This is a genomic window from Synechocystis sp. PCC 7339 (assembly GCF_019924095.1).
Lineage (GTDB): Bacteria > Cyanobacteriota > Cyanobacteriia > Cyanobacteriales > Microcystaceae > Synechocystis.
In genome coordinates this window covers 631,655-645,340 of the sequence record NZ_CP063659.1, presented here as the reverse complement: position 1 = coordinate 645,340, position 13,686 = coordinate 631,655, and the positions used below count along the sequence as shown (strand labels likewise).

11 protein-coding genes are annotated in these 13,686 nt (G+C 44.2%); 7 read left to right on the top strand and 4 right to left on the bottom strand.

What is annotated here, in order from left to right; translation table 11 throughout:
- Positions 1–266: 266 nt before the first annotated feature.
- A complete protein-coding gene (locus IQE94_RS02980; RefSeq protein WP_223342686.1) occupies positions 267–842 on the bottom strand; it encodes a DUF721 domain-containing protein in 576 nt (191 codons plus the stop codon).
- Positions 843–993: 151 nt separating this feature from the next.
- On the opposite strand from IQE94_RS02980, the gene IQE94_RS02975 reads away from it, so the two are divergent.
- Complete coding sequence (locus tag IQE94_RS02975) at positions 994–1,110, top strand: photosystem II reaction center protein I (RefSeq protein ID WP_010873313.1); 117 nt, start codon at positions 994–996, stop codon at positions 1,108–1,110.
- A 240-nt stretch (positions 1,111–1,350) separates the two neighbouring features.
- Positions 1,351–3,762: a DUF3769 domain-containing protein gene (locus IQE94_RS02970; protein WP_223342685.1), complete on the top strand. Its 2,412-nt coding sequence runs from the start codon at positions 1,351–1,353 to the stop codon at positions 3,760–3,762.
- A gap of 381 nt (positions 3,763–4,143) precedes the next feature.
- On the opposite strand, the gene IQE94_RS02965 is transcribed toward IQE94_RS02970, so the two are convergent.
- Positions 4,144–4,668 (bottom strand): YqeG family HAD IIIA-type phosphatase, encoded by a 525-nt coding sequence (locus IQE94_RS02965; protein ID WP_212716043.1) that lies wholly within the window; start codon positions 4,666–4,668, stop codon positions 4,144–4,146.
- 56 nt (positions 4,669–4,724) lie between these two features.
- Positions 4,725–5,474 (bottom strand): pseudouridine synthase, encoded by a 750-nt coding sequence (locus IQE94_RS02960; protein ID WP_223342684.1) that lies wholly within the window; start codon positions 5,472–5,474, stop codon positions 4,725–4,727.
- A gap of 729 nt (positions 5,475–6,203) precedes the next feature.
- On the opposite strand from IQE94_RS02960, the gene IQE94_RS02955 reads away from it, so the two are divergent.
- The 5 genes from IQE94_RS02955 (at position 6,204) to IQE94_RS02935 (ending at position 11,946) form a co-directional block, all read left to right on the top strand.
- Positions 6,204–7,334 (top strand): reverse transcriptase domain-containing protein, encoded by a 1,131-nt coding sequence (locus tag IQE94_RS02955; RefSeq protein ID WP_223342683.1) that lies wholly within the window; start codon positions 6,204–6,206, stop codon positions 7,332–7,334.
- A gap of 14 nt (positions 7,335–7,348) precedes the next feature.
- Positions 7,349–8,233: a hypothetical protein gene (locus IQE94_RS02950; RefSeq protein WP_223342682.1), complete on the top strand. Its 885-nt coding sequence runs from the start codon at positions 7,349–7,351 to the stop codon at positions 8,231–8,233.
- A gap of 10 nt (positions 8,234–8,243) precedes the next feature.
- The gene (locus IQE94_RS02945; protein WP_223342681.1) at positions 8,244–10,313 is read left to right on the top strand and encodes an AAA family ATPase; all 2,070 of its coding nucleotides are present in this window, start codon (positions 8,244–8,246) and stop codon (positions 10,311–10,313) included.
- Positions 10,314–10,438: 125 nt separating this feature from the next.
- Positions 10,439–11,293 carry an SAM-dependent methyltransferase gene (locus tag IQE94_RS02940; protein ID WP_223342680.1) on the top strand — a complete coding sequence of 285 codons (855 nt, stop codon included), beginning with the start codon at positions 10,439–10,441 and terminating at the stop codon, positions 11,291–11,293.
- 38 nt (positions 11,294–11,331) lie between these two features.
- Positions 11,332–11,946, top strand: coding sequence for an alpha-ketoglutarate-dependent dioxygenase AlkB (locus IQE94_RS02935; RefSeq protein ID WP_223342679.1), 615 nt, complete (start codon positions 11,332–11,334; stop codon positions 11,944–11,946).
- Positions 11,947–12,075: 129 nt separating this feature from the next.
- On the opposite strand, the gene IQE94_RS02930 is transcribed toward IQE94_RS02935, so the two are convergent.
- Positions 12,076–13,674, bottom strand: a complete 1,599-nt coding sequence (locus tag IQE94_RS02930; RefSeq protein WP_223342678.1) for an NCS2 family permease — start codon at positions 13,672–13,674, stop codon at positions 12,076–12,078.
- Positions 13,675–13,686 lie beyond the last annotated feature (12 nt).

Here is a 13,686-nt window from a genome sequence, read left to right as displayed (position 1 = left end):
AAACATCTAGGGAAAAGGATTCTAACATTGCCGTAATTCCCTGATTAATGGGGACAGATGAAAAAACATCCCAAATTTTCTCCGTGTTTACTGATATTTTCTACCATCCTACCCAAAAAAACGTAAAAGTATTCACGGTTGCCATACAAATTTGTCGGGTTATGGGGTTTCCCCGACTACCGGTAAAAAACTAACCCTCCAGCAATATCCGAGGGCTGGAGGCAATAAATTCGTAATCACACTTAGACCGGGCATTCTACTGACAACTAGCGATATCCATCTTTTTCCGGCCGGGATTGGGAAAAAATTTCCCGCCAGGGCTTGGTGGCACAGACACTACAGCGGCCCCAACGCTCGATTTCCCCCGGATTAACCGCACTGCCGCATTGGGGACAGGGTTGGAAAACTTGGGCCCGTTCTTTCAGGGTGGTGAGCCACTTTTCCAAGGCTTCTGCTGCACTGGTGACTTTTTCACGGCGATCGCCTGGGGGGGGAGGGGCAGGCCGGGGCATGGGGGCAGAGGCCTCCGGCAGTTTACCCGAATGCTGTTGGTGCCAGTGGAGGGGAGAAAAGCGTAGATCCTCCAAAGGCTCCGTCAACTCCCGATTTAGTTTGGCCAAAAGATTAATGCGCTGCAGTTGAAGATTTTGGGCCAGGGCCGGGGAAATGACCGCCACCGTCAGTACACTCCGTTGAATGCCCAGGGGTTTGGTACAGTCCTGTAAACGGGGATCGATCACCTTCTGCCAAGCTTCTTTGACTAATTGGTAACGGCGCAGTTGTTCCCACCCCGGCGATCGCCGGAGATGGCCCAGTAAGTGGTCGAGATTGTTTAAGCCCATGGTGTGCCTCCCTTGGCGGTGGAAATTCCCCGGCCATCTCCCCAAAGCCTAGACCGAAATGGGGTAAAGTAGGCAAGGTAGAATGGTTTCTGCGCCCGGATTTTTACTCAATTCAGCTTGGCTACGTCTTTGAATTTAATAAGGAGAATTTATGTTAACCCTTAAAATCGCCGTTTATATCGTTGTTGGCCTGTTTATTTCCCTGTTTATCTTCGGCTTCCTTTCCAGTGACCCCACCCGGAACCCTGGCCGCAAGGACTTTGAATAAGCTTTAGCCAAATTTAGCCAAAAAAATTTCCCTCTCTCCCTAGACTAATTTTTGTGCGGAGAGTAGATTAGAACCTGATTGCTCTCCTCCACCGGAGAGTTTTTTGTCGCTGGGGCCACAGACGAAACGATTTCTGGCAATTGATCGTCCCCCTTGTTAACCAAGCCCAGTTAGCCTTAGCTTTATATTTCAGTCCAAACAAAGCAAATGTTAGCGTTGGCGTTTAGTTCGTCGATTTAAATGCCCCCTATTGTTTCCCCTCCCCCTCCTCCGGTTCCCATTGAAGTAATCAGTCCGAGGGAGACTGAAGAACTGCTGGCAACTGACGGGGCAACACTTTCCTCGTCCACTCCTCCATCGGCGGACCCGGCGGTCGCCCAGGCTTCGGCCAAGGATCTGTACCTTAACCCCAACTCTGGTTTATCCCTGGGGGGTGCCCCCGTTGCCCCAAACTCTAAAATCGGCGATCGGCCCGTACAGGTACCCATTCCTACGGCCAAGAAAATTATCAGTCAATCCCGGGACGGGGAAATTCAGGAATATTTGATCACAGTCCCGAGCGAGTCGGAGCTAGAAGTAATCACAGGGCCCACGAGGGAAGCTGAGCCCACAGTTGAAGAAAAAGGCCAAGAGGCGATCGGTGAAGTCTTGGAAATCGACCCCGGAGCCTCCCAAACAGAAACAGAAAATAACCCAGAGCCGAGCCAATTTCTTGATAGCTCCCCTATTCCGGCCACGGAGGCAGATGAAGTCGCCATTCCTCCGGAAGTAATCGAACTAATTTCCGACCACCAAGAATTTGACAGCAACCGGGAAGTGGTCACCGCCACCGGTAACGTCACCATGCGCTTTGCCAATGGGCTACTGCTAGCCGATCGCCTACGGGTTAATTTGCCAGATCGGTTTGCGGTGGCTGAAGGTAACGTCACCCTCAAACGGGGGGAACAGATTCTCCAGGGGCAAAGATTTGAATACTTTTTTGTACTCAACCAGGGGGTAATTTACGATGCCAACGGAGAAATTTACCAGCCCAGCACTGCCCGGGATTTTGCCCAAACTGTGCCCACCGACTTTGGCAACCCCATTGTGTCCAACCAAAGTTTGAACGATCGCCTAGCTATCAATCAGCCCGTCACCAACGTTGTGGGGCAAGAAGGTTTTCGGGCGGGCATTGGGGCCAGTACCCCAGGGGCCCAGAGCGCCAGCCAAACAGACAGCGGTGGCCAAGTCAATCGCCTCCGTTTCCAAGCAGAGCAGGTAGACTTCGACGCCGACGGCTGGCGGGCCAAGAAAGTCCGCATCACCAACGATCCCTTTAACCCTCCGGAATTGGAAGTACAAGCAGAAACTGCCGATTACTACAACGTTGGCCCAGACGTAGATGAGTTGAAATTAACCGGGTCTAGGGTATTGTTAGATCAAAAAACATCTTTGCCCTTTCAAGACCGTCTCACCATTGATCGCCGCGATCGCCAACCGGGACTAATTAGCATTGGCTATGACGGCGAAGACCGGGGGGGACTATATGTCCAGGGAAATTTCACCCCGATTGACACCGATAAAGTCAGTTTCCAAGTCAAACCCCAATATCTACTCCAAAAAGTAGCTTTCCCCGATGCTTTTCCCGCCGCTAACCAGAGCGATGCGGAAGTTTGTGCCATTTGTCCGGCGGCCTTCGGTTTAATCACAGAGCTAAATGTTGATTTCACCGAGCGGATGAATTTGCTCAACACCCTCAATTTTTCTAATCTCAATCTGGATGCTATTGAAGATTCCCTCCGGGCCAAACTGGCTTTGCAGAATAGACTGGGGGATTTAGATAATCCCTACGATCTCAGGTTTGAATACAATTACCGGGAACGTTTATTTAACGGTTCCTTAGGTTTCCAAACTGTGCAAAGTAGTGTGGGGGCGATCATTGTTTCTCCAACCATTTATCCGTTGGATGATGATCCCAGTTTGTCCTTTAACTACCAAGCTTCTTTACAAAGTGTGGAAGCCGCCACCGATCGCCAGGAATTAATTAACCCAAGCACCGGCGACAACTTAGTTACTCTGATGCGCTTGCAAGGGGCCGCTACTTTAAACAAATATTTTTTGCTCTGGGTTGGGGAAGCCCTGCCCCCCACCGCCGAGGAAGGATTGCGTTATACCCCCAACGTAGTTGTGCCCTATGTGGTGTTCAATACTGGAGTCACTGGGGTTGGTAGTTATTACGGCGATGGTAGTACCCAACCGTCCCTGACTGGCACCGTCGGTTTTTCTGGACAGTTCGGTAACTTTTCCAAACCTTATTTTGACTACACCGGTTTTAATATTGCCTATTCCCAAGGCATTCGGGGGGATGCGTCGCCGTTCTTTTTTGATCGTTTTGCCGATACCCAAGTGGTCAGCTTTGGCTTGACCCAACAAATTTATGGTCCAGTGCGGCTTGGGGTGCAGGGAGCCTACAGTCTCACGGCTAACGAAGAAATTAGTACAGACTACGTTTTGGAATATAGCCGCCGCACCTACAACATTCAACTGCGCTACAACCCCCAACTCCAGGTAGGGTCAATCAATCTACGCATCAGCGATTTCAACTGGAGTGGTAACCCGGGCACCTTTGATGGCAGTGATATCCGCCCCGTTACCCAAGGGGTCGTCCGTTGAAACTCAACATAGGCTGGGGCTGACAATTGTTCCCATGTTCCCAAATTTATGTCTGCTTTTGCTGACATTTTTGTAGCGGAGGACACCATTCAATTCTCGGCTTATGGACGGGGAAAAATTCGCGCAATTTTAAAGGGATCAAGCCAAAATGACCTGATCCCCGGGTTTTTTATTATGTTAAGGGTCTTTATAAAGGTGACCCCGTGTTATTTCGTTGGATCAATTATGGCTGATCCCCAGGCGATCGCCGTTTTTTTTAAGATTCTCTTTATAATTCTCATAATCATTTCTTATTAAGTTTTGTAACAAAATTATAACCGAAGGGGATTGACTTTGGCCCTGACCGGGGATTTAAATCTGTTGTCGTCACTTGGGGGAACATCACTCAAGCGCCCCCTGGAGAGTAACCCCCAGTTTTTGGGAAAGCCAAACCTCCATGTTTCTGATCGACCAGGGATAGAGGGGCTTGCCTGGTAATACCATGGGCTCCACCAAAATGGTAAACATCCCCAAACGGTTCCCCGCCAGCACATCGGTAAAGAGGCGATCGCCCACCATGGCAACGGCTTCCACCGGCAACTGCATTTCCGCAATGGCCTGGCGCAGTTTACGGCGGGACGGTTTGGCGGCTCCATAGAGGAAGGGTAAATCTAGGGTTTGGGCCACTCCCCTGATGCGGGACTCGCTCATATTGTTGCTCACCAACCAAATGGGCAGTTTGGCCTTGACGGGATCAATCCACTCCCGCAGTTCCTCCGACACCTGATCCCCTCGAAAAGGTACCAGGGTTTCGTCCACATCCAGCACTAAACCCCTAACCCCATGGCGATCGAGAATGGCAGGGGACAACTCCACAATGGTTTTACCCAAAACTAAATCCGGTTGCAGTAATTTGGCGCGGGTCATGGTGGGGCAAGAAGATAAGGGAATTTAACAACAACAATAATACGATTGTGCGAACACTATGGCAGATTAACCTGTTTTTTCAGCAGCCGAATTTCCGCTGGGGAAAGAAAGCGAAATTGGCCACTACCCAGCACTTTTCCCCTGGTGTGCAACTGGAGGGGGCCAATGGTGCGGCGATGGAGTTTTAACACTGTCAATCCCAATTCTTCGGCCAAACGACGAATTTGACGATTACGCCCCTCCGTCAGGGTAACTAACAGGTGAATTTGGTCTTTAGTTTCGGAAATTACCTCTAGGGTAGCCGGTAGGGTTTTTTTGCCATCTAACATCATGCCCGATCGCCATTTTTCCAGATCTTCATCGCTGGGATTGCCAACCAGCCAAACATCATAGGTTTTGGGCAAATGGTAACGGGGATGGGTCAGACGGAGGGTCAACTCACCGTCATTGGTGAGCAGAAGAGCGCCGGTGGAATTACGGTCTAACCGACCAACGGGATGCAGTCCTTTGTCCCGTTGCAAATCCTGGGGAAGTAGATCTAGCACTGTTTTCCGGCCCCTGGGGTCTTCACAGGTGGAGAGCACATCCCTCGGTTTATTAACCAATAAATAAATGTCCCGAGGCCGATTATCAGCCTTAATTTGTTTCCCATCCACCGAGAGAAAATCCCGCTGGGGATCGGCCTTGTCTCCCAAGCTAGCCACTTTGCCATTGACGCTGACCCGCCCCGCCAGAATCATTTCTTCCGCATGGCGACGGGAGGCAATGCCCCACTGGGAAAGCAATTTTTGAATACGTTCAGCCATAGGTTATCTGGCAACCTCAAAGGGAAGGGGAGAAAGGATAAGCACAACGGAAATTAATAGGGAATGAGACTCAATTATGCCAATTTTTGCCTTGCCCACCATAGCAGATCCTTCTTCTTTCCTCGTTCGCATGAGATATATCAAAACTCTCTTGAACTGGCTTACCATAGCAATGTCAGGGAAATGGGGTCTCGTTTACGGTGATTCCATGCTTCCGATGACAAAGATCACTTGCAGATAAAGTATTGATTTCCGTTGTTGATCCTGCGACGGCTTTATAAATGTTCCTTGCCTTATCCGCTGTTAGCCATTCTGAGGCTAGTATGCTTCCTACCGGAAGCAACAACAGAGAAAAAGAAAATGAAAGTAAAGTTGGAGTACATCTGCGAGTGTTTTTTGTTTTATTTATGAGGCGATCGCCTATGGGTTACGAGCAATGATTCCTGATGATTTGTCAATCGAACTAAATCTATTGTAGAAAGGATTGCTTAAGGTATGATGAAATTTAGTTAAGTCACAGGCGTAAAAAGCCATTGTGAAACTCTTAACTCCCATAGCTTGCGGCATAAGTATAGATTTCCGTTGTTGATCCTGCGACGGTGTATTGCCCGGTTAGCTTTACCCCAAGATTCTTAATGAATCCGTCGGAAACATCGTTTTCGAGACAAAGGGAATAAGTTGGTATAACGCCGCAAGCAATTTTTTTTGTTTTTTGCAAGGAAGAAAAAGATGTTAAATAGTGCTGTTCAAGAAAAAATAAATATTCATCCGTTAGATCATCAAGCCCAGATCAAGGAAAGATTTACTCTGCCAGGTTCCCCAGAAGAGTTACGCCAAAAGTTTTTGGCTCTGCAAACTCCAGATGATTTGGCCAGTCTATTAAATCTGACTTATCCACGTTTAGCTCATCACATTTATCGTGTACCGAGTGATAAAAAGTATAAAACATTTACTCTGCCTAAAAAAATGGGGGGAGAACGAACAATTTCAACACCGATTAGTGCTTTGAAGATTATTCAGTGGAAGCTGAATCAGATACTTACGGCAGTCTATGAGGTAAAACCATCTGCCCACGGTTTTGTACCGGGTAAAAATATTGTCACCAATGCTAAAGCCCATGCGGGTAAACGTTTTGTGCTGAATTTGGATTTGGCAGACTTTTTTGGGTCAGTTAATTTTGGGAGAGTCCGGGGTTTGTTTATGGCGACTCCCTATAATTTGCCTGCTAAGGTCGCGACGGTGTTGGCGCAAATTTGTTGTCATGAGGATAAGTTACCGCAGGGAGCACCGACTTCTCCGATCATCACCAATATGCTCTGTGCCAAGATGGATAGCCAGTTACAGCGTTTGGCAAAGGAGTGTCGAGCAACCTATACCCGCTATGCGGACGATATTACGTTTTCCACAACTCTTAAGGAGTTTCCTGAAGCGTTGGCCTACGCCATTGAAACAGAAGATGGTGACAAATTGTTACTTGGCGATCGCCTTTTGGGAATTATTACGGAAAATGGATTTAAGATTAATGAGAAGAAGGTAAGGCTTCAAGTAAGAGGCAATCATCAGGAGGTGACGGGCTTAACCACCAATGAATTTCCTAACGTTAAACGAACCTATGTGCGGCAAATTCGGGCGATGCTCCATGCTTGGGCTAAGTTTGGCTTAGAGGCGGCGGAAAAAGAGTATTATCAAAAATACGAAGAAAAGGTTAAATTTTCGCTTAAGAAAAAAGCAAGTTTTTCTCAAGTTGTCAAAGGGAAAATTGAATTTCTAGGAATGATCAAAGGAAAAGATGATGATTTGTATCAAAAAATGCTGAAATCTTACTTGAAATTAAAAAAATCTGCACCAGTAACAAACTAACCCTCGATTGCATAATGACTGATGAGTCTCCGGACAACTTTAATTTGATTGTAAAAACAATTTTTCTTAGCATCAAGGAAATCGTTGATTATTTGAAGACTTACAATGATTTTTCCTTAAGCTCCGATGTAGAGAAAGAGCTAGAGAAATTTAAAATACAAGATACTCCCCTCAGTCAATCAATTCAAAATATTGAAAAAAAGAAGATAACAACAAATAACCAATTAACTCAAACTTCAGTAAAATTAAGGCGGCCAACTCGCCCAAGAGGAAACATAAATAATACCCTTTGTGATTATGCAAAAGTTCAATCATGTGAAATGATTAAATTTAATTATAACAATTGGCTTGAAAAAATAAATAAAGACAATATGGATATTAAGTCCGCTTACGATCAAACCAATATAGTTTTAGTGTGTCAATATTGTAGGTTGACAATAGAAAAAACCAATAGATTAATTTTAGATAAAATACTATCTGATAAAGATGAAAAAATAATAGGTGCTTTTATTAAAACAAAAGAATATTATGACTCAAAACAATTTGATGATTACCCATTGATACTTCTAAAAAGCCAAGGGAATTTAAATAGCGCAAAAGGATACAGTGAATTTTGTAATGGCTACTATCTCAACAAACAGCAGTACAAAAGAAATAATGTCCCCTTTTATCTTTACCTGATTCTCGAATATATTGTCTGTGATTTTTATGATAGAAGAAATGACATGAAAGAACATTATCTATATTTTATAGAAATCAATAGATATAGAAATGCGAGTCGTGAATCTGGACATGATTCAGAACAACAAATTAATATCGAAAGATTTGAAATTCAAAAACTAAAAAATTTTTTAGAATGGTTTGTGAATGACATAGCTTATTCTTGTCTAAATAAATAAAAATATTACTATGAATGAGTTTTATAAACTTCTGATTTTGATTGGTTGTCCATCTAGTGGTAAATCTACTCTTGCAGATAACCTCGTCAAACAAAATTCTAATTATCAAATTGTCTCTACCGACAAAGCCCGTGCCCAACTATTTGGAGATGAATCCATTCAGGGCAACTGGCAAAAACTCGAAAGTCAAATATTTAGACAGCTAAAAGAACACCTTAATTCAGGTCATTCAATCATTTATGATGCCACCAATGCCAAAAGACCATGGCGGATGGAACTAATCCAAAAACTTAAACAATTTGGTGAGATTGACATTATTGGTCTTAATCTCAAAACGCCGCTAGAGGTTTGTAAGCAATGGAACCAACAGCGCGATCGCCAAGTCCCAGACTTTGTTATTGATGACTATTTCCAAGCCTTAAAACAATTTCCCCCCATTCCCGCTGAAGGCTTTACTGCTGTTATTGATATTCCCTTTAAAGATGGTAGTCTCGACCTCAGTAAACTAGAAAATCAACTAGCTAAAGTATCCCGTAGTCAAATCAACCGTCGGAATCGCACCCAGAATCGCAAAGTTGAACTCCATCAATATTCTAGGTTACTAGATTTTGATCGCCTAATGCACCTGATTAGCCTGCTCATTCACTATCCCGGCATTGGCAACTTACAATATACTGACCCAAAACAATTAGAAGCAATTCTAGGAACAGAACAAAAATTTGAGACTGAAATTGATGAAATCTGTGCCATTATCAGCAAAATTTACCATCCTATTTATGCAAATAAAGACGCTATCAAGCGTGATTTAGACTGGCTGAAAACTAACAATCTTATTGGCATCAACCAAAACCCCAAAGAAATCACATTAAGTCCCCTAGAAGATCCTGATTTAATTACCCATCCCTATTCAGAAAAAGATGCTTTCTGTCGATTAATAAAAACCATTCGTTTCATTCTTCACAATCCTTTATTACAATTACACAATCCAGAAGCCACTGCCCAGGAAACCTTTATCAATGAAATAGAGTCCCAAAATATTGTCGAATTTAACAGTGGCAACAGTATCAGAAAGGATATTGAAAAAATTCTAAAACCTTACCAAATTCTCCCCAATATTGCCCTCCGACGGGGCTACTTTGCCGGAACTAGCATTCTCTCTGAATCAGATTTATTGCGGGTGTTCAAACTACTAGAAGCCCAAGCAAATGGACTAGATGATCCCCTTGCATTAGGAGTTTATGAACGATTTAAAGAAAGATTAAGCCATTCTTATAAACTTGATAAATCCACCTATCCCGTCCGTGCCATTTATAATCGCAACATTGTTGATTTAGATAGCTTACCCCGTAGTTCCCTTGCTGGCAGAATCCATGAAGTAGAGCAAGCCATTGAAAACGCCTATCAACTAGAAGTTAAATATTTTAAGGGAGTAGGACGTTTCACCAAGGAGTCTGATAACTTTTTTATAATTTATCCAATTCAGTTAGTCTTTCATAACATTGGCTGGTACTTAGGCTTTGAAATGGTTAATGCTGAGCAATCTGGCCTATTGAAGTTTGAGCGCATTGATCGATTATTTTTAAGCAAAGTTATTCCCGTCGCACGATCACCAGAAGAACAAAACCTAGCCCTGCAAAAACTCGAAACCCTTTGTCACTCCTGTGGTGGCATCTTTTTTGGAAACAACGTCACCGACCAAAAAAACTACTTAAGCCACAAAGTCTCCCACAAAAAATCTGTTGAAATTGAGATTGAGCTATGGTTTTCAGATTATATGTTTCGCTTCGTCAGTGAAGGCAACAAACGCTTTCCTCTCAAACAAATGCGGATGTCTCCCAAATTACACCAAGGCCAACACCGCAGAACTGCCGTCCCATATAACTTACCCAAAACAGGCGATGAAGGATTCCCGAATCGCTTTCAAGTCACTCTGCCCAAGTGGATGTTGAACGACGTTGATTTTCGGCGTTGGCTCATTGGTTTCGGGGATCAGGCCAAAGTAATTCGCCCCAAGCAACTAATGGAAGTTGTCAGATCCCATGGAGAGCGGATTGCTTATGTTTACTCCCAAAGTCCGTAAAAAGTAGTAATGGCCAAAACTCTTTTGTCGTTCGCATAAAATTCCCTTTTTTTCTTTTCGATGCTCTTATAGTCTAAAGAGTCCGGAATTTAGAAGAAGTGAATAACATGAAATTGAACCACGAAATGAAAGCTGTTATTGACGAAGTTGTTGCTAAGCCCTACTTTCAACAGAAACACTGCACCCGCTGGAAACAAAATGTTGTCCAAAAGGATGAATCCTTTCAACGCAAATCTATTTTGCGCCGAGGGAAGGCTAATTTTATAACTGGTGAGTCTGACTTAACCCCTGATCAAACTGCGCTTCTATACTGCCGCCATTACCTTCAAATGCATTTAGCCAGTAGTCGGCATCTTTTTGATGTTTATGCGGATAGTCAATTCAGCCAAAAGTCACCTCTAAATCCTGAGCAAATAACGATGATTGACTTTGGCTGTGGCCCCATGACATCTGGTTTAGCTCTAGCATGGCACGCAAAAGAACTACATAACAAAAAACTTGATATTAACTATATTGGTATCGATCATGCCCCGGCTATGCTTCGGCTAGCTAAAAACTTTAGCCAAAATCAGCAATTATTTTCACGGAATTCTAATTTTCAGTTTTTGACTGAATGTAATAACCCTCAAACGCTTATTAAATATATCAAATCAGTAGAGGCTTGTTATCAAAAAACACCCATATTTCTGAATTTCTCTTATCTATTTGCCAGTGATAGTCTTGAACAACTTCAGCTTGCTAAAGTTGTCAACAATACATTAGAATATTTCGATAAAAAAAACTTTATTATTCTATTTCAAAATCCTCCACTTTCTTGCCTCAATCGAAAATGGTTTGATTTCAAAAAGAATTTGGCTTATGATTTTGATGTTGTCGGACACCAAATCCAATTACCCTACTATGAATACCAATTTTTTGAGCAAAGCAAGCCTGACAAGACTAAGCACATTAATTTGTATTATGAAATAATCGCAATTTGACATCAAAGTTAGGTGTTAGAAAGCACAAAACACATTATATGAATTTGACAAAAGAATCCCAACAATTAAGCTTATTTTCAGACTCCAATGCAACATGTATTAACCTAACTGGATTTCAATACATCAAAAATTTTATTAATCCTGAAGAAGAAAAGTCTCTCGTTCATGTAATAGATAAGAATGAATGGCTGCAAGACTTAAAACGCCGAGTCCAACACTATGGATATAAATATAACTATAAATCTAGGAGGATAAATCATTCAATGTATCTTGGTGAACTACCAGATTGGATGGATTTTGTTGTTGAAAGACTGATCTTCAACAAAATCATAGAGCATGCACCTAATCAAGCAATTGTTAATGAATATCTCCCTGGGCAAGGTATAACACCTCACATTGATTGCCAGTCATGCTTTGAAAACACAATTGTTTCCCTTAGCTTGAATTCAAGTTGTATGATGAATTTTCAATCAATTAGTAGTGGAGAAAACCAATCAGTTTTACTGACTCCACGAAGTCTAATTGTTTTAAAAGATGACGCTAGATATAAATGGAAACATGGTATTCCTAGCCGAAAAAGTGATCTATGGAATGCTCAAAAGCGTCCCCGTGATCGACGAATTTCTATCACATTTAGGAACGTAATTGTATGAAAATTTCCCAGGAAAAAAGTCGCAATTTATGTTGTGCGATTTATAAAATTGGATTAGGGCTAATCACTTTCATGATTATGGGGTAGATGGTTTCATAAATAAAGGAAATTTCCTTGGCTTTAGTGAAAATCAATTTTGCCCTTTAGGGTTAGTCCATTGCACATAAACCAATAAGAGAGCGAGCAAAAAGTAGCTCACTGCCCAACTGGCTCCAGCGCCCCAACCCAGGGCCATGACTGTGTCGGCCCCAGTCCATCGGTAACTATGCATTAATCCCAACCAGGATAAGACCCCAGCGGCGATCGCCCAAAGGGCGGCTAAACCAAATTTTTGTTCAATGATGTAAACGGTCATAGCAGCGAGGATCATGGCCGAGAAAATTACTCCCTGTTCCAAAGCAAAGGCTCCGGTAATAAACAAATCTGCCTGTTGAAAAGCGGGCACTAACTCGGGAGTAATGGGGTTATCCGGAGTGCCTAGACCTGCGACCCGGAGAGAATTTTTGGCCACTAAGGCACCCCAGGCGGCAATGCCGGGCAATAGGCCGACCACTACAGCGGGATAATGATTGACCGGGGTAGCACTGAAACTCTGGCTGACAATGATGATGCCAATCCAGAGCACGATCGCCATGGCACTATCGATGGGAATGAGATAAACCAATAAACTAAGGCTGCCAGTGAGACATAAAATCGCCATTACCAAACCGTTGAGCCAGGAGTAACCAATCCTTGCGCCCATATCTTTGCAACCAGGATGGCCAATGTAAATGGTGGTGGGAAAACAGGAGCCAAATAGGGCCGCCACAATGGTGCCCAGACCATTCACTGCTAAGCAAGGTGCTGTGGGATAATCGTCCCCCGCCGCCGCCGCACTTTCCAGGTTTTGTAAACTGCCCACCAAATTAAACAGTCCCATGGGCAGAATGATGCTGAAATAACTGACCAATACTCCCTTCGCCTGCCAGAGGCTGGCTAGATCCAGGCTGGGTAGATAAATTCCCAAGGGGGCGATCGCCGTTTCTACTTGTTGAGCATCCCAAGTGACTAATCCTGTTACCCAGGCCAGAATGGTCCCCAGCACAATGGCCATCAATCCGCCGGGAATAGCCAATTTTAGTCCCGGTAACCGGAAAGTAACCTTGCCGAAATAGCTGAGCAGAATGACCCCCAAGGGCAAAATGCCCACTAAGGGATGGGCGTAGGTGCGAAGGAAAAAACCAAGGGCAATGAAAGTCAAAGCAATGCCCGCTAGGGTGGAAAGTAGAGCGGCCCTGGGGGTATAGCGCCGTAACCAATCCGCTCCCCAAGCCCCCGCCAATTCGATCAGACCGGAGCCAAAACAGGCCACTAAGCCCGCCTGCCAAGCCAACTCCGCCGCCGCTTCACTACTGGCTCCAGAGCCGATCGCCAATAATCGCACCGGGAGCATAACCAGAAAAATATAGGCAAACAAACTGACTGTGTTGATGCCGTAGGGCAAAGCGGTGATGTCATCCCGTCCTTCCCGTTTTCCTTGGTGATAGGCCAGCCAACTGTAATAAAAGTTGCCGACAATCAGGCTAATGGCAATGCTGGGTAAAATACGCCCATAGATCAGGGTGGGGGGAAATTGCAACACTGATTGGGTCAATCCCACAATCACCAGGATCTGCACCAAGTTGTTCACCGCCAGGCCAAAGAAGCCATCAATGTCCTGTTTGACAAACCAACGCGGGGCGATCGCCAAAGTATCCCTCTT

Coding starts and splice junctions, on each gene's coding strand:
- IQE94_RS02980 (WP_223342686.1), bottom strand. CDS start 842: ATGGGCTTAAACAATCTCGACCACTTACTGGGCCATCTCCGGCGATCG.
- IQE94_RS02975 (WP_010873313.1), top strand. CDS start 994: ATGTTAACCCTTAAAATCGCCGTTTATATCGTTGTTGGCCTGTTTATT.
- IQE94_RS02970 (WP_223342685.1), top strand. CDS start 1,351: ATGCCCCCTATTGTTTCCCCTCCCCCTCCTCCGGTTCCCATTGAAGTA.
- IQE94_RS02965 (WP_212716043.1), bottom strand. CDS start 4,668: ATGACCCGCGCCAAATTACTGCAACCGGATTTAGTTTTGGGTAAAACC.
- IQE94_RS02960 (WP_223342684.1), bottom strand. CDS start 5,474: ATGGCTGAACGTATTCAAAAATTGCTTTCCCAGTGGGGCATTGCCTCC.
- IQE94_RS02955 (WP_223342683.1), top strand. CDS start 6,204: ATGTTAAATAGTGCTGTTCAAGAAAAAATAAATATTCATCCGTTAGAT.
- IQE94_RS02950 (WP_223342682.1), top strand. CDS start 7,349: ATGACTGATGAGTCTCCGGACAACTTTAATTTGATTGTAAAAACAATT.
- IQE94_RS02945 (WP_223342681.1), top strand. CDS start 8,244: ATGAATGAGTTTTATAAACTTCTGATTTTGATTGGTTGTCCATCTAGT.
- IQE94_RS02940 (WP_223342680.1), top strand. CDS start 10,439: ATGAAAGCTGTTATTGACGAAGTTGTTGCTAAGCCCTACTTTCAACAG.
- IQE94_RS02935 (WP_223342679.1), top strand. CDS start 11,332: ATGAATTTGACAAAAGAATCCCAACAATTAAGCTTATTTTCAGACTCC.